At 41.3% G+C, this 16,991-nt stretch carries 11 protein-coding genes; 7 read left to right on the top strand and 4 right to left on the bottom strand.

The genetic code is table 11. The features are described from left to right. Positions 1–289: 289 nt before the first annotated feature. The 4 genes from ANSO36C_RS07085 (at position 290) to ANSO36C_RS07070 (ending at position 3,645) form a co-directional block, all read left to right on the top strand. Positions 290–1,168 (top strand): NAD(P)-dependent oxidoreductase, encoded by an 879-nt coding sequence (locus tag ANSO36C_RS07085; RefSeq protein WP_251958961.1) that lies wholly within the window; start codon positions 290–292, stop codon positions 1,166–1,168. Between the two features lie 1,169 nt (positions 1,169–2,337). Then, complete coding sequence (locus ANSO36C_RS07080; RefSeq protein WP_251958960.1) at positions 2,338–2,547, top strand: hypothetical protein; 210 nt, start codon at positions 2,338–2,340, stop codon at positions 2,545–2,547. A 116-nt stretch (positions 2,548–2,663) separates the two neighbouring features. After that, positions 2,664–2,924, top strand: coding sequence for a hypothetical protein (locus tag ANSO36C_RS07075; RefSeq protein WP_251958959.1), 261 nt, complete (start codon positions 2,664–2,666; stop codon positions 2,922–2,924). A 466-nt stretch (positions 2,925–3,390) separates the two neighbouring features. Next, the gene (locus tag ANSO36C_RS07070; protein ID WP_251958958.1) at positions 3,391–3,645 is read left to right on the top strand and encodes a hypothetical protein; all 255 of its coding nucleotides are present in this window, start codon (positions 3,391–3,393) and stop codon (positions 3,643–3,645) included. Between the two features lie 115 nt (positions 3,646–3,760). On the opposite strand, the gene ANSO36C_RS07065 is transcribed toward ANSO36C_RS07070, so the two are convergent. Next, positions 3,761–4,639 (bottom strand): PEP-CTERM sorting domain-containing protein, encoded by an 879-nt coding sequence (locus tag ANSO36C_RS07065; RefSeq protein ID WP_251958957.1) that lies wholly within the window; start codon positions 4,637–4,639, stop codon positions 3,761–3,763. A gap of 625 nt (positions 4,640–5,264) precedes the next feature. On the opposite strand from ANSO36C_RS07065, the gene ANSO36C_RS07060 reads away from it, so the two are divergent. Together ANSO36C_RS07060 and ANSO36C_RS07055 are read left to right on the top strand one after the other, a co-directional pair. After that, complete coding sequence (locus ANSO36C_RS07060) at positions 5,265–6,575, top strand: efflux RND transporter periplasmic adaptor subunit (RefSeq protein WP_251958956.1); 1,311 nt, start codon at positions 5,265–5,267, stop codon at positions 6,573–6,575. Then, the gene (locus tag ANSO36C_RS07055) at positions 6,553–6,825 is read left to right on the top strand and encodes an SDR family oxidoreductase (RefSeq protein ID WP_251958955.1); all 273 of its coding nucleotides are present in this window, start codon (positions 6,553–6,555) and stop codon (positions 6,823–6,825) included. Before ANSO36C_RS07060 ends, ANSO36C_RS07055 begins: the two co-directional genes overlap by 23 nt. A 204-nt stretch (positions 6,826–7,029) precedes the next feature. Here the strand turns inward: ANSO36C_RS07055 and ANSO36C_RS07050 are convergent, their stop codons facing one another. The 3 genes from ANSO36C_RS07050 to ANSO36C_RS07040 form a co-directional block, all read right to left on the bottom strand. After that, a complete protein-coding gene (locus tag ANSO36C_RS07050) occupies positions 7,030–8,526 on the bottom strand; it encodes an aldehyde dehydrogenase family protein (RefSeq protein WP_251958954.1) in 1,497 nt (498 codons plus the stop codon). 113 nt (positions 8,527–8,639) lie between these two features. Further along, a complete protein-coding gene (locus ANSO36C_RS07045) occupies positions 8,640–9,362 on the bottom strand; it encodes a cyclase family protein (RefSeq protein ID WP_251958953.1) in 723 nt (240 codons plus the stop codon). 739 nt (positions 9,363–10,101) lie between these two features. After that, positions 10,102–13,413: a PAS domain-containing protein gene (locus ANSO36C_RS07040; RefSeq protein WP_251958952.1), complete on the bottom strand. Its 3,312-nt coding sequence runs from the start codon at positions 13,411–13,413 to the stop codon at positions 10,102–10,104. Positions 13,414–14,444: 1,031 nt separating this feature from the next. Between ANSO36C_RS07040 and ANSO36C_RS07035 the strand changes: the two genes are divergently transcribed. After that, positions 14,445–16,985: a dynamin family protein gene (locus ANSO36C_RS07035; protein ID WP_251958951.1), complete on the top strand. Its 2,541-nt coding sequence runs from the start codon at positions 14,445–14,447 to the stop codon at positions 16,983–16,985. Positions 16,986–16,991 lie beyond the last annotated feature (6 nt).

The raw sequence follows: 16,991 nt of genomic DNA, 5'->3' as shown, positions 1-16,991 counted from the left end.
ATTTTACTTTCAGTGATAATTATGGCGACTTTTGCGGCTGGTGGCTAATCACCAGAGACTTTAGTCACTAGTACCGCCAGTTAAAGGGTCAAAAGTCATGCATGATTTAATTTTGGGCTTTCTGGCTGTAATGAAATGGTAGGTTTATTTCCGCCAACCTGTACTAGTCAGTAAACAGTTATCAGTATTTAGAGATAACTGTTCACTGATAACTGATATTAAAATCGAACGATGGAAACGCGCTGTCTACAAAAGGCTACGCTTACGCTGTACCAAAGGAACGTGAAAAATGAAGGTGGCATTTCTGGGAACCGGACTGATGGGACTACCAATGGCTCAAAGGTTATTAGCCGCAGATATACAGCTAGTTGCCTATAATCGTACCCCAGAAAAATTAGCACCACTACAAGCAGCTGGGGCTGAAATTGCTACACATCCCCGCCACGCTATTCGTGCTGCTGAGTGCATAATTCTTATGCTGACTAATGCCCCGGCCATTTATAATGTCTTACTTTCAGATACTGCTTGGCAAACTTTGGAAGGGCGCACAATCATCCAAATGGGCACAATTACTCCCACAGAAAGCCAAGAAATTAGAGATGCAGTTGTTGCAGGTGGTGGTGAGTATTTAGAAGCACCTGTATTAGGGAGTATCCCGGAAGCAAAAGCTGGCGAGTTGAATGTTATGGTAGGGGCCGAACCAGAACAATATCAACGCCACTTAAAGTTACTCCAAAATTTTGGGACAGAACCTTTACTTATCGGCCCAGTGGGATCTGCGGCGGCGCTTAAATTGGCACTCAATCAACTAATAGCTTCTCTAACAACTAGCTTTGCTTTGAGTCTGGCTTTTGTTCAGCGTCAAGGTGTCGATGTGGATGTATTTATGCAAATATTGCGCGACAGTCCACTCTACGCACCTACTTTTGACAAAAAGCTACAACGGATGTTAGATGGCAATTATGCTGATCCAAATTTCCCTACAAAACACTTACTTAAAGATACAGAATTGTTTATCTCGGAAGCGAAATCTCGAAGTTTGGATCTCAGCAGTATTAAAGGTGTGCGGCAAATCTTGCAAACAGCCGTGAAAATGTCTTTTGCTGATGATGATTACTCATCACTATTTTCTGTAATTAAAGAATGGGGAGAAGGGATGGGCGAATAAAGTATTATAGCGTTTCTCGCTTACATGAGATGTACCCGTCTGACAATTCAGCGGCATCTGGAAAATCTCACTTCTATTTCTCTCTCTTAAAAGGAGAGAGACTTTGAATTTCCCCCTTCCCGCATCGGGAAGGGGGTTAGGTTTTTTGTGGACTTTTCCACATGTGGATTGATTTCCACTACTTCAACAGCATAAAAGCATCATACTAGGGGTATAGTCTTGCCCATTCAATTTATCTGGAAGTTGAATTTTCACTACTGCACGGTGAATTTTACTTATTTGTCGAATGCTGACTGATTGATATTTTCCTCAAGATCCAGTATGCGGGTCTCCAAATACTTTTTCCCCAACTACTTGAGGGTTTATTCTGATTGGATTTTCCAGCGCCTTTCACTCCCCAGAACCCCCTATGTTATTACTTTACTTGGACTACTTATGTGTACACCACCGTAAGTGGGAGAGGAATGGAAACGGGGTAAAAAGCCATGCCACAAAACGGCAAATCAAGACTTATATATTTTTCTTTTTTCCTATGAAACCATCCTGCCTGTGGACTACCGTAGGCGTAACCCGGCGTAAGCATCACGTATTTTTTTCTGCTGCAACTTCTACACTTCTGGTCTAATTTGTCAACACATAATTACTGATAAAATCTATATTTTATTGAATATATAAAATAGCTTGCTAATATGAGGTTCTTTATTATTGTGAACAAAAAAACTTTTTGCAAAATTACATTTTTAGTCTAATTTCTCAATACTTAACTTAGTTTCTGATGAAACCAATAGTTTATTGAATACAAAAAATAGCTTGTTAATATGAGGTTTTTTGATTGTTGTAAACAAAAAAATATTAAATATAAAAAAATGACTTGCTAATATAAGGTTATTTGATTATTATGAGCAACAAAAACTTTTTGTAAAGTCACATTTTTAGTGTAATTTGTCAATACTTAACTTAGTTTTTGATGAAATCTATAGTTTATTTAATACCTCAAATAGCTTGTTAATATAAGGTTTTTTGATTTTTTTGTTTACAAAAATAAAGTTTTTGTAAAGTCACTATTTATTAATTTCTAATAGTGATATGGTTTGTATGCCACTAAAAAACAAGTTGTAGTGGCTGACACAAAAACAAAAAATTTAACCTTTTCTTAGGAAAGTAAACACATGATTATCAACGATCTTTCTCTTGTGGAAACCGTTCTTGAAAATGAAACCGTCCTTGGTGGAACAGTAGTTGCAATCGCTGGAGCTGGTGCAAATTCTCGTGGTAGAAACTTCGCTGGCGTATTCACTGATACTTTTACCTCTACTTTCTCCGGCCGCTTCTTCAAGTCAGCTAGTGCTAGGTCTGTCTCTGAGTCTGGTGCAGACTAAATATGCCTTAGTTCTTATTTCTAATAATGCACTGTAGTGCATTTTAGATAGGAAATTTGCTGAAAGTCCTAAAAAACTTTCAGCAATACATCTGTTTGCCAAGGAGAGCTTTATTTATGGAACGATTAAGAATTTCCGATCTCAGTTTTTGTGAAAATGAAGTTTCCGATCTTGGTCAAATACAAGGGGGAAAACTTGCAACTGCTTTCAGAGTTAGTTTTGGTGTTGCTACGAGTAACGAATTCAAAGCAAGCTTCAAGAATGGTGTAGCTAGTGTTAGTGGCAGCACTAATGGCGGTTTTGGTGCCGCTATTGCTGGCGCTGTTTCTGATGGTGATGCTTTTGCTAGTACCTTTACAACAGTTGTAGCTTCCTAAAACTTGTATAATCACTCGGCGTAGGTTTTTCTAATGGTGGATCAACGCGTGTGATTACAAACAGTGCCAGTAACCTTAGTGGTGTACTAGAAAATTTCACCGTATAGTTTGGAACAATAAGCCAAGGTGATACTTCATCCTTTTTGATTTTTTAGACAACTTAATGCTTTAGGCATTACCTAAAGCTGCATATTTAGGGCTGGAGTTAAAGTTTGACTCTAGCCCTTCATTTTTTAACGTCGTGCTTGTAATGTCGCTAATAGTGCGATGCAAGTGTATATTCATTTCAGTCAAGGCTTTAAAATTTGATTTAGATGTGTTTGCCTTAGAGCTTGTTTGAAAAGTAGTTAGCTGTGATGGCTCAGACTGTCTCTAAATACACAGAAAGTCTTCCTGCTCCAGTAGAACCAGCAAAGCAGCAGAAGTCAAGCTAGCTAAAATAAATTGCGATCGCTATGCTAAATTTTTGAATGATGGAGCAGTTACCCAACAGCAATTTGACCAAACACAAACTACCTTCGACACTGCGATCGCAACTTTACAGGCACGAGAAGCAGCAGTAAATGCGGCTTCTGAGCAGTTAAGGGCTACCCAAGTGCAATCAACCGGTTTCAACCCCGGTATTAGGAACGCCCAGTTAGAAGCGTTAAGAAGAATTTATGCAACGCCGCAAATTTCGCAATCAATTAAGTTAGCTCGTTTTAAGAATCCCCTCGCCTGAAAGCGAAGAGATTCTCAAGGGGTCTAAGCAGGATATATATATGGTGCGTGAAAACAAAAAAATTATTTTCAACGATCGCTAAAACTTAAGCTGAACTTCCCCTACTGCAAATGTACTAAACAGCCCTTAAATCCTTATTAACAAACAACGCAGCTGAAGAAGCTCTTTTACGCTTGCGTATCAAGGTAGCGCCAAGCATAGTGCAACTCAACAGCGAACCTAGAACTGTTGAGGGTTCTGGGACAGTATAGACGCTCACCTGATTCTTTTTAGATTCTACTAAGGTTAAATGAGTTAACTTATCGAAAGTACGGGAATATTTACCCTTAAAGTTAGCCGAAGCATATTCCTGTGTTCCGCCAAAAAAATTATCAGTAGTAGTCTGACTTAAATCAAAAGTTATGTTCTTACTCGCTTCAAATGCAAAAGTATCATTGTCACCTAGAGTTGATAAATTTCCATAAATATTGAAAGAGTCCAAAAGCTCATTACTAGCGCTGTCGTATAACTCATATGAAAACAATCCATAAGCATTTGCACTTTCAGTGAATTGATCATTAATGGATGTTTCAAAAATGGATGTTTCAAGCTTAAAGAAGCCACTGAAATCAAAAGAAAACTCTTTGTCTTTGTCTACTGTAAAATCATAACCGATAATCCCAGCCAAGCTTTTCGCCGACCCTGCATAGCCATCACCCCGACCTTGAGCTTGGCTGAAGGACAAATTGGAGGCAGAGTTGTTTGCATCGATATTAAAGTTAGCCTCAGCGTTAGCATCAGCAGTTACTTGACCACCTGTGCTAATTGCTTCAGTCAAAGTATCAGTCAGAACCTCAACATCTGAAGGGCTGCTACTAAAGTTGTTGATGTTGAATCTTGACTCAGAATAGGCAAAGGTAGCAGCTTGGCTCGGTAAGGTTGCAAATATCGAACTAGCGATCGCTGGAGTAGCTAGTGCCAAAAAACGTGTTGCAAATTTTGTGTATTTTTTCATACAATTTCTCAATTTTTATTTTAGGATGCTAACATTGCAAATTTTTCATGCTTACTTACTGCCTTACTAATAAGCAAGAGCAAAGCTTAGGCAAGCAGGATAGACAGCTTGGGAAAATATCAAGCCATGTTTGTCTTATTTAGAAGAAATCTTCTACTTGAGTTGGAATTATTATTTACTGTTTCTGCACTCTAACATAAGTAATAACCGCATCAGTAATTTAGTCATGAAACCTGGAGTGCAGAAAATTGAGTACATACTTATACTACTCGTGCATCAATTGATTTGTGTAAAGTTTGAGTAAAATGAAATGTTCTTTAATTGATATTTAAGTAAGGATTCAGATAGAAAGGAATTGATATAAGTTTGCAGTATGCCACTCCTCCCACTTCCCCTACTAGCCTCAATTCATCCCACTGTTCTACAACGGCATATTTATTTCCATAGGTTTTAAGAAGCGGATTCACCTTTCGGTAGATTTAGACAGAATCATCAAAACTGTATATTTGAATGAGGTAACACAGAATTTGCCACAAAACGTCATGCTAAATCAGTAATTTCAAGATCAACAGATGAAATATTGATTGAATTCTAGTCAATTTATTCCTTCAGTTCCTCAAAAGCCATGACATCCCCTGAGCCTCAAACTGATTTTGGAGAAGAAACTCCACAAACCTCATTTGAGCCACCTTCTGGAAAACGGCGGTGGCTTTGGTTAGTTTTACCAGCAGTTCTATTGTTAGGGGGCGGAGCAACTCTAGTTTGGCGTTTGCTCACTCCACAAAATTCAGCACCTTCAACTGTTAACGCTCAACCTCAAGGGGTAAGGGTTAAAATATCGACAGTCCAAAGCGGCATAATTGAGGAAAGTTCAGATTTTATTGCTAGCCTAAAATCCCAGCGCTCAGTCACGCTCCAGCCAAGGATTCAAGGCCAAGTTACCCAGATACTTGTCAAATCTGGAGATCCAGTTGCACAAGGAGGGGCAATTCTTCAAGTAGATCCTACACCACAAGCAGGGGTCAGTGGAACCAATGCTGTACCTCAAGCATTTTTAATGCAACTGGCAAATGCCCGCGCTACACTCAAATCTCTGGAAGCAGAACGAGTATCTTACGTTGCAAATGTGCAATTGTACCAGCAGAACTACGAAAAGTTTGTCACTCTAGCTGAACAAGGAGCCGTGTCTCGACAGACGAGCAATCAGATTGCTGATAGGCTCGCCACTGCTAAGACTAGTCTTAATGCAATAGATTCCAGAATTCAAACACAACGAACCACCATCTTGCAGGCTGAAAAATCCTTGCAGCAGGCTAATGTAAATACTCAAACACAACAGCCCCAATCTGACAAAATTACTGCTCCCTTTAGTGGCACAGTTAGCAACATTGGGGTGAAAGTCGGTGATTTAGTTAATACTTCCACACAATTAGTTAATATCACTCAAAATCGACCTTTAGAAGTAAACATCTCTGTGCCACTACAGCAAGGGCCGCAATTGCGTAAGGGAATGCCAGTGGAGGTTATGAACACACAAGGTCAAAAACTGGGTAGAAGCAGAGTATTTTTCATTGCACCTAATGCCAGTAATGAAACGCAAACCATATTAATCAAAGCACTTTTTGACAATCCTAACGGACAGTTGCGTGCAGATCAATTGGTAAGGGCTAGAGTCTTCTGGAATCAGCGCCCTGGAGTTTTAATCCCGACAACAGCAATGACTCGTGTAGGTGGAGACACTTTTGTTTATGTAGTTGAAACAGAAACATCTCCTCAAGGTGTATCCCAACAAGTCGCTCGACAAAGGCGCGTGAAGCTAGGCGAAATTAAAGGTAATAATTACCAAGTTATCGAAGGTTTACAGCCAGAAGATAAAGTTATTATTTCAGGTTTGCTCAATCTTAGAGATGGCGTTGCGATCGTTCCAGAAACTTAGGGAGCAGGGTAATGATCAATGGCTAATGACTGCGATCGCTAAATTCAATGTTATTTCTCCTGGCCCTACCGATACAGAACTATTCCGAGAAGGCAAAACACAAGAACAGATAGACCGTTTAGCGCAAATGGCTGCGTTTGGCAAACTGGGAGATGTGCAAGAAATCGCCGATGTCGTAGCATTTCTTGCTAGCGATGAAGCCAGGTGGATCACTGGGCAAAATATCCGTGTAAACGGTGGAATCGCGTGAGGCGATTAAAGCCCTCGTCATAAACGCGATATTCTCCGTTTCAAAACCTCAGCTAGTAACCTGGGCATTGCTCAACACATTTCGGGAAGCTGCACACCGTTTTGACTACTCTTTTTTAGCACATAAACGCGAAGCATCTTTAGAGATGCTTCGCGTTTTTGGCCCGCCCCACAAGAATCATCCGTTAATTCAGCAACGCCATAATTAACTGCGGTTATCTATCTGAGCGCGTTGCAAACTTCCAGAGAAGTCAACATAGACACTTTTCCACTCTGTGAAAACGTCCATTGCAGTAGTTCCAGCTTCGCGGTGTCCGTTACCGGTTTGTTTCACACCACCAAAGGGCAAGTGTACCTCTGCACCAATAGTGGGGCCGTTAATATAGGTGATACCTGCTTCGATGTCGCGCATGGCAGTAAAAGCCCGGTTGATATCGCGGGTGTAAACTGAAGAAGAAAGACCATAATTGCTATCGTTGAGAATTGCGATCGCATCCTCAAAGGAGCTAACCTCAATTAATGCCACCACTGGCCCAAATATCTCTTCACGGGCAACGCGCATATCGGGAGTTACATCATCCAAAATAGTTGGTTGAAAGAAATAACCGTTTTTCAGTGAGCCTTCACTAGCAATTTCTCCACCAATTAAAACCTTTGCTCCTTCCTCACGAGCGATATCCAAATACTTGCTTACCTGTTGGAGTTGCTTTTCATTGACAATCGGGCCAATATCTGTGTCAGAGTCAGTGCCAGCACCCAAGCGTAACTTACTGGTACGCTCATAAAGCATCGCAGTAAACTTTTCTTTGATATCACGATGCAAAATCAGCCGACTGGTAGCCGTACACCGTTGCCCAGTTGTCCCAAATGCTCCCCACACAGCACCATCGAGAGCAAGTTCTAAATCGGCATCTTCCATTACCACTTGAGCATTTTTACCACCCATTTCCAAACAGACACGCTTGTGAGTGCGTCCACAAGTAGCGCCGACAAAAGCACCCGTTTCTGAAGAACCAGTAAAGGATACTAAATCTACATTGGGATGCTCAACTAAAGCTTTTCCCGCCTCCTCTCCCACACCATGCACCAAGTTAATTACTCCTGGTGGTAAACCTGCTTGTTGAAAAATTTCAATCAATTTAGTGGCACAGGCGGAAGTATCTTCAGCAGGTTTGAGAATAACTGTATTACCACACACCAAGGCTGGCATAGCTTTCCAGCAAGGAATTGCCACAGGAAAATTCCAGGGAGTAATTAAAGCACAGACTCCGATGGGCATCCGCACAGTCATGGCGAATTTGTTGGACATTTCCGAGGGTGTCGTTTGCCCAAATAATCGCCGCCCTTCGCCAGCACTGTAAAAGGCGCAGTCAATACCTTCTTGGACATCTCCCCTAGCTTCCGTCAAGGGTTTACCCATTTCTCGACTGATTAATTGGGCAAGTTCTTCTTTATGCTGGAGTAATATTTCCCCGACGCGAAAGATGTATTCTGCCCTGGCTGGGGCTGGGACTTTGCGCCAACTGTGGTAGGCTTTACGGGCGGCGGCTACTGCTGTATCTACATCATTAACTTGCGAACGGGGAAATGTGGCAACCACTTCGGTTTTGTCAGCAGGGTTGCGGCGTTCGAGAGTTGCTTCACCTATAGCACTCAACCATTGCCCATTGATGTAATTGCGGCAAGATAGCGGAGTTGTCATCTTGAAAATCTCCGGCTGATTATCCACTGAAACTTGTGTATTAAGTTTGCTTGCTTTCTAGGTTATCCTCAAGTTTACAAAATTGGGGTAAGAAGCAAATATCGATATAAAAATTAAGGCACTAATGCCAATACCCCCACAGGAGAACCAGAACCACCACGTAATCTTAAAGGTGCGATCGCAAGAGTAGTACCTTTAGATGGTAGTTGATCCAAATTTGTCAAATTTTCCAACACAATGCGCGGTTGTTCTAAAACTAGGCGGTTAATCGCAAAACTGTTATCCTGTCCAGGGTCTACACCATGAGTATCAATTCCTACCCCAGCGATTTGCCGTTCATCCAGTAAAAATTGAGCCGCATCGCTGCCAAAGCCTGGAAAGTGGGCAATTCCTTGAGAATCGTGATTGAGGAATGCACTTTTATCCAACCACTTTTTTTGCCAACCAGTATTCAGTATAACTACGCAACCAGGAGAAATTTCACCGTATTCTTCTTCCCAAGCCAAAACATCAGCAATAGTCAGGGCATAATCAGGATTAACCGCCGTGGCTTGGCAGATATTTATGACTACCGCAGGTACAACCAAGGACTGGGCTGGGTATTGGTCAATTCCCACGGCAGAACTATGAAAACTGTTAGGGGCGTTGATATGGGTAGCGCTATGTTCCCCCAAGGAGAAACGCCGCAGGTAATAGCCATCATTATTTAATTCAGCCACAGTTTCAAATTCGACTGTAGGATCTCCAGACCATTGGGGAATATCTACGTCAATGACATGACTTAGGTGGATAACGCGTGTGTAGGTGATACTATTTTGACTTTGGGGTTGTATCATCCCAGCCTTCTATATTTATTTGTACTCAGGGATTTTTTTAAAGTGCGTAGGTGCAAGCTGTCGTAGACATCGCCTGGGTTGGACTACGCCTACGCCAAGATAGTACTATCATTACAACGTTTTTTCAATCTAATTTCCTATACTAAAAGAGATAATCCCCCCAATTGCTGTAAATTTTAGGTTATTGAGGGGGTTAAAATGTTGCAGCAAAAAGCAAATTAATCTTAGTTAACAACCAATAGATTAATTTTTGATTAAGCTAAAGTTAAAATTATGTCTCCAGTTAAATATGCGTTATCCAGAATCGTTGCAGAGACGTAGAACTGCTACGTCTCTCCATTCATTTTTACCGAACAGAATTCAGGAGTCAGGAGTCAGAATGGGCTAAACGCCCCGCTACCGCTAACAGAATGAATTCTGTACGACTGGCGGATAGCACAGCGTATACCCTTCGGGATGCTTCGCTTAGAGCGAGTACTCGATAGCGTAGCGTTAGCGAGTATTCGAGCGTCGCGTCTGAATAATCGGGTTTAAGACCCTCACCAAATTGAAAATTTGGTGGTCTTCAATTCCTGCGCCGGTCTGAATCCCCGACTGATAGCGTTCGCTTTTAGCGTCTCTAAGAGTTGCGTTAGCGAGTCCGCGTTAGCGAGTATTCGAGCGTCGCGTCTTGATTCTGACTCCTGAATTCTGACTTCTGAATTCTTCTTCAACAGATGTCTAATATCTACATTGAGGGTTATTGCTTTAGTGGAATCATGACAACAAACTCGGCACCTTCTCCTGGCGCTGAAATACACTGGATTTGCCCACCGTGTTTTTGAACAACAATTTGGTAGCTAATTGATAACCCCATGCCCGTGCCTTTACCCACAGGTTTTGTCGTAAAGAATGGGTCAAATAGTCGTTTGTGTACTTCCTCAGTCATGCCTGGGCCATTGTCGGCAATGCTAATGATTACAAGGTCTTTTTGGATGAGGGTGCGAATGCGAATCTGGGGAGAAGTCATTTGTCCTTGGTCATTTGTCCTTTGTTCAGTGTTGTTTACTAATGACAAGTGACTAATGACATAGGCGCCTCGCCTTCCCGCAGAATATGACTCTTCTAAAAAATCGATCGCATTTGTCAACAGATTCATAAACACCTGATTCATCTGTCCAGCGTGACACATTACTGGTGGTAGGTTGCCGTAGTCTCGAATTATTTGAATTTCAGGATGTCCGGGTTTGGCTTTGAGGCGATTTTGTAACAGCAGTAAGCTGCTATCGATACCTTCATGAATATCTACTGCCTTTGCACCGTCTTCATCAAGGCGAGAAAAATTGCGTAAAGATAGGACAATCTGCCGAATGCGTTCGGCTCCCATGTTCATAGAATCTAGGATTTTGGGTAAATCTTGTTTGAGAAAGTCTAAATCAATGTCGTCGATATGTTGATCAATCTCTGGTGTTAGTGGGTAGTTATTTTGTTGATAAAGTTCTACTAGGTGCAGCAAATCCTTGGTATATTCACGGGCGTGGGTAATATTGCCATAAATAAAATTGACAGGATTATTGATTTCGTGGGCAATACCTGCAACCAATTGTCCTAAACTAGACATTTTTTCAGTTTGAATCAGTTGCGCTTGAGTGAGTTGAAGTTCTCGCAGCGCCGCTTCTAGTTGCTGGGCTTTATCTTGGGCGGTTTGAGCAGCAATGCGACTTTGGGTGTAAAGTTTAGCTTGGTCAATAGCGATCGCTATTTGAACTGTAACTGCTTGCAGTAATTCTACTTCGTTGTTCAGCCAAGACCGAATGCCACTAGAATAAGCACAACTAAATGTGCCAATTTCGCCCGATTGTGTGTGTACGGGCAGCGACATAAAAGCAGTAAAACCAAAACCCTGCAAAAACTGCTGTGCTACAGAATCTTCCACAGTCCCAGCATCATCAATGCGAATGATTTCTGCGTTCAAGGTTTTAGCTGCAATTAGTTCGATTTCTGCATTAGTTGCTTCTTGTTGGTTAAGAAAACAGGGGAAAAAGGAACTTTTCGTCTCATATACTTTTTCCCAGTAGGGTATATCAACGTCTTGCCGATACCAAAAGAAGGCGCAGCGATCGATCTGAAATAATTTGTGAATCTCCTGCACTGCGGTTTCCACAATGTAATTGAGATCCAAAGAAGCTCGAATCTGATTAGAAAGACGATTGAGTAATGCTTCTCGCTGGGCGCTTTCTCTGAGTGCAATTTCTCCTAGCTTGCGTTTGATGCCAATGGCAATTTCTTGAGCAGCAAATTCCAGTGCTGTGAAAGTTGATTCTGTAATAGTTTGGCGGGCAAACATGGCTATCACCCCTACAGTTTCATCTTCGACAATCAAGGGATAGCCAGCGAAGGCGACCATACCTTGTTCTTTTGCCCACTCTTTGTTACCGACGAGGGCATCTGTCTGCACAGAGTTAGTTAAGTGGGGTTTGCCTTCTTCAGCAATCAAACCAATTTTGAATTGACCAACTGGCACACGTTTATGGGAACCATTGATATGAGTGTACATCCCAGAACTGACTTGCAACTCAAGTACATTGTCTTGTTCGTTCAGTATCCAGATGCGAGCAAAAGCTGCATCAAGATGTTCAACTAAAGCGTCAGTGCAACGGCGCATCATGTTCTGTAAGCTGTCAGTCTGGGTAAGGGCCGCGTCTACATCAGCACGAAAATTTGCTAAACGCGCTCGTTCTGCTAAAGCTACTTCTGCTTCTTTGCGATCAGTCGTGTCATAGCAAATACCAACGAAGTACAAAACATTGCCATTAGTGTCTCTAATAGCAGATGAGTTGCTTGTATGCCATCGCCAAGTACCATTTTTGTGTTTGACTCGATATTCAATTGCTTTTTGTTTCTCGCCTGTTGTCAAAATTCTTTGAAAATAATTGGCACAAATATGCACATCTTCAGGATGTATAAAGGGAATAAAAGATTGCCCTTCAACCTCTGTAACCTCATGCCCAAAAATTTCAGTCCAGTTAGGAGAAACGTAAGAAAATATTCCTTCAAGCGTCAGCGCAAAAATAATGTTATTGGCGTTTTCCACAATGCTGCGGAACTTGGCATCGCTTTCTACTAAGGCTGCTTGGATGTCTTCACTGGCGTCACGGACAAGAACTATGATTTGCTGTTCTGGTAATGGTAATAACCTAGCTGCAAAATTATTGTTTTCTTCTGGTAGCGATAAGGTATATTCAAAACTGACTTCATATTGAGTTTCAAGTACTTGAGTTATTGCTTGGTAGAAGCGATCGCCTAAAGCAGCCGGTAGACATTCTCGCAAACTCTTGCCCTGACAATCTCCTGGTAGAATAGAAAGACTCTCTATCAATCCTTGCTTGTAATCCAGAATCGTTCCCTCAGCATCAATACGAAAGTACAAATCAGGAAGCACTTTTAAAATCGCTGCAAATTCTGATGTTTTTTGGCGTAACTGCGCTTCAGCTGCTTGGCGTTTTCCAGTTTCAGCTTGCAGTTGCTTTAGTACTTTTTGCCTTCCTGTAATTTTACGTAGGTGGTGAGAGGAATTTGGCGATGTAGAGTAGCTTTCTGTTAGCACAGGTTGGCTTACCGCTATCGGCACTTTTGTTAGATCCAGACAATAACCGATGTAACCAACAAAACTACCATCTGCGGCAAATCGTGGCGCTGCTGTATCTAAAATCCAGTGATATTCGCCATCAGCCCGACGCAGGCGATATTGCCTCTGGAAGGAATCATGCCCAGCAAATGCTTTCTGGTATATATCTTGACATCGCTGTCTATCTTCTGGATGGACGCTACAAGTCCAGATATTGCCTATCTCGTCTTCTCGCGCAGATGCAGACGCGCCTTTTGTTACATATGTTCCAGTAAATTCCAGCCAATGGGAATTGAAATAACAGTAAAGTGCATTGCATCCAGACATCCAAATCATCACAGAAGTAGTATTTGCCGACTGGAAAAATCCTTTTCCACCCTGTTGTATTTCTTCCTCTTTAACTATGATTTGGTTGATGTAGCTCTGCACCTTTTTAGAAAACACTTTTGCCTGCCTGCTCTGCCTAAATAATTAAGGTAATAGTCGGAAAATAGAATTTGTTAATAAATGGATATCATCTTCATTGTGATATAGTATTTATCTTAATACTTTATTTATTTTTATATTTGCAATAATTCCTCTTTTTCTGTAAATAAATTGTAAAAATGCTGAAGTTATCATTAAGATAAACTCCAGCATTTCCTGATAAAATTTAAGCTATTTATGTGTCGAAGAAGTTTTTTAACTTTATCAGGACTTACGCAAAATTATAAAAAAACGAACCGCAATCGCGCAGCGTCTCGTTAGAGAAGGACACAAAGGACATAAAGTAATAAGAGTTTGAGAGAGTTTTTGCGTAAGTCCTATTTATTTCTTATTCAAATTATCGATAAATTACCGCTTCTGGGTTGAGTGAAATAGAGACCTAACAAGAACAGCCCCAAACCTTGTTGTGTTGGGAAGTAAGATTCAAAGCCTCTCCCTTTCAGTAAAGAGGTTGTATGCAAACGAAAACCGCTAATTAATCTTAGCTATGTAATTGCATTGCTCACAAACCCGATTTACAGCAAATTGCAATCAAACGTGCCACAGATAAAAGTACTGAAAGCAATACTGGGCTTTGTTTTAGGATTTATTTTGTGGTGGGTTTGATCGAAAACTGCTGTAGCTTCACGGAAACCATATAATTCTTTGTTAACCACTTGCATCTTTATAATAACTTCACAATAATCTCTAATTTCATATCAAATAAATATTGATTTTTCATCAAGAAGAATTCAGGATGAATTAGAATGCTGGCGACTAGTATTTTGTCAAGATAATTTTAAGAGTTTGTAGTAAGGACTTTAGTACTTAAAAAATAAAGACTAAAGTCTTTACTACGAACTTTGATTGTTCAAAACGCATCATACCAAAATTACAAATTAAATGAGAGAAATGCTAAATGTGATATCAACACGTTGTAACAATGGCTGGTAATCGCATTTTATATGTTATAAAGCTCACAGAAATTAATGTTAGGCGGAAACTACTTTATGGAACCAGATAAACTGGGCCGTTTTAAGGAGTACGGCGAATTCATCCTCCGAAAGATAGATTCTGTGCCCCAGCACCCTTCAAAACAAGAAGATTGGGTTCCAGCTAGTCTAGATGACTGTCTTCTTCGTCTGCGGTCAGCCGCCCAGAAAACTGTAGACCTGGCAACTTCGCCTGTGAAAATTGGCGTGATGGGGGAATTCAGTAGTGGGAAAACTTTACTTTTAGGCAGTCTAATTGGATATGCAGATGCTTTGCCAGTCAGCGAAAACCCCACTACGGGTAATGTTACCGCCATACACATCATACCGCAAGATGACTTTGCCACTACACAATTAAGCAATTTTACGGTAGAGTATCTTTCTCATGAAGGTGTACATGAGTGTCTACGCTTCATGTTAGGGGAAGCCAATAAACGGACAACAGCAGCAGGGCTTCCTCCGATACCAGTATCGAAACTCAACTCTGGCACAGATATTATTGGCTGGTGTGAAGAAGCATGGAATAGTAGTAACAATTTAGAGCTACGTTATTTACTCCGGGAGTTGGTATTGTTCCTGCGGGCTTATCAAGCTTATGGGGAAGTTATGTGTGGCGGGCACTACCAGATTGATGGTATCACTGCCCGTGAAGGGCTACAGCTAGTCGAGCAGCCAATGGCAATCCAAACTCTGAAATTTGAGGATTTACCTCCAGCGCACATCCGATTACCAAGTCCACCCCAGAGGCTACCAACAAAGTTATTGCAAAACAGTTTCCCACTTATCCGCCGTGTAGATATCGATGTGAAAATCTCACGGGAAATTTGGGATTTTGCAGGTGCAGCAAAATTTATTCTCATCGACTTTCCGGGGTTGGGGGCTTCTAATTCTGGGGCTAGGGATACCTTTTTGTCATTGCGAGAATTGGCAGAAGTACAGACAATTTTGGTATTGCTAAATGGTAAATCTCCTGGGAGCGATCGCGCCAACAAAATCTTTACCATGATGCAGCAACAGCGACCGGGACAAGACCTAAAAGATTTAATTCTCGTAGCTGTAGGTCGTTTCGATCAACTACCTCTAGATAGCGAAGGCGGCGAAAGAGAACTTGATCAACTGATTGAAGATAGCCATTTACAACAGGAAACCGTTTTCCAAAAGCTCAAAGTTTTGCAAACTACCATTGACGGTGCAGAAGCGTTTACAACCCAAAAAGACCGTATCGTTTTACTGTCGCCACTGTTGGGACTAGCTGAATTAGCAAAACGTTCTAGTAAAGTGAAAGCTGGCTCAACAGAGTTTTTAGCTAACTTAGACTATCCTGATTATTTAGATCGGTCTAAACGCCTACAAGAAAAATGGCAGCAATTAAGTGAACGGCTGCTAGAATCTGATCCCCGCAGTTCTTTAGGCAAACAGTTAGGTTACTTTGGTCAAGATGGGGGACTTAGTAAGCTGCGGGAATTGATTCAAACCCACGTAGCTACTCATGGTTTGAAGCAGCTGTATGAAGATACTCGGAGATCGGCTGATGTGGTAAGTCAGCAACAAGATCACTTGAAAGACATCATAGATGAAATTCACGAGCAAGGGATTCCCACAGGGGATAGCCCCGCTTTTCTTGAGTTGCGCTTTGTGGTCGAAAGCTTAGATAAAATCTACAGAAATTTTCAAAAAGATATAGGCAAAGAACCACTCAAAGATCGGCGCGGTGTTGTCGTTAGTGATGTAGTTAAAGACGAACTCACCTTTAGAATCCTCAATTGGAACCAGTGGACTTTACTCTTCAACAAAGCCAATAATGGAGCGATCGCTCTGGCAGAATCTAAAGGTGCAGCCGGGAAATTATTTGATCGGGGAAACCGCGTAAATACTTCTCTTCCAACTAAAAGCGATGATTTTTATCCAGTATTTGAGAAAACCGTTAAAGAAGTAGAAGATTTTGCCCGCGATCGCATTCATCAAGCAGTAATGGATTTGTTGAACCAATTATCAAATCATGTAGCCCCAGAACGCGAACAATTGCAGGCATTTTTCCACCCAGAAATGGAACAAGAAATCGAAGAAAAATTCGGTTTTGAAGATGCCGATCTCTTTTACAAACTATTGCTAGGATGCGATCCTAACGAATGGAAAGAAGCAATCATCGCGGAAATTAGTAGTAAAGACAAAACTGTTGCACCTGAAATTATTTTTCCTTTAGCACGTCAGGACGATAAACACAACGTTGGTCAAATTTTTGATTGGGCGCCAGAGAAAAGCCAAGGTTTACCGAGATCGAGTAATCACCAACTTTTAGTACTGCGACTGCGAGATGAAATTACTGCTAGTGCCAGCCTCCATCTTGTGCAGTATGTTAGCGAAGTTAATCAGCAAATAAATTCCGAACTAGAAGGCATTTTGGATCAAATTATTCCTAGTTTACAAAACCTTTCAAAAAAAGAAACTTTGCTGAGATATCTGGCGGCTGGAGAATTGCCATCTGAGATCGCAATTCCTACTTGGTTGCAGATTATTTCAGAACTTGCTGCTGTTTCTTACTTAGATGATTTGAGATAAGCTAAC

The organism is Nostoc cf. commune SO-36, assembly GCF_023734775.1.
GTDB lineage: Bacteria > Cyanobacteriota > Cyanobacteriia > Cyanobacteriales > Nostocaceae > Nostoc > Nostoc commune_A.
Note: the sequence above shows the minus strand (reverse complement) of the source record. Positions and strands in the feature narration are given on the sequence as shown.

Bases quoted from the DNA above. Each gene is read 5' to 3' on its own strand.
- ANSO36C_RS07085 (WP_251958961.1), top strand. From the start codon at position 290: ATGAAGGTGGCATTTCTGGGAACCGGACTGATGGGACTACCAATGGCT.
- ANSO36C_RS07080 (WP_251958960.1), top strand. From the start codon at position 2,338: ATGATTATCAACGATCTTTCTCTTGTGGAAACCGTTCTTGAAAATGAA.
- ANSO36C_RS07075 (WP_251958959.1), top strand. From the start codon at position 2,664: ATGGAACGATTAAGAATTTCCGATCTCAGTTTTTGTGAAAATGAAGTT.
- ANSO36C_RS07065 (WP_251958957.1), bottom strand. From the start codon at position 4,639: ATGAAAAAATACACAAAATTTGCAACACGTTTTTTGGCACTAGCTACT.
- ANSO36C_RS07060 (WP_251958956.1), top strand. From the start codon at position 5,265: ATGACATCCCCTGAGCCTCAAACTGATTTTGGAGAAGAAACTCCACAA.
- ANSO36C_RS07050 (WP_251958954.1), bottom strand. From the start codon at position 8,526: ATGACAACTCCGCTATCTTGCCGCAATTACATCAATGGGCAATGGTTG.
- ANSO36C_RS07045 (WP_251958953.1), bottom strand. From the start codon at position 9,362: ATGATACAACCCCAAAGTCAAAATAGTATCACCTACACACGCGTTATC.
- ANSO36C_RS07035 (WP_251958951.1), top strand. From the start codon at position 14,445: ATGGAACCAGATAAACTGGGCCGTTTTAAGGAGTACGGCGAATTCATC.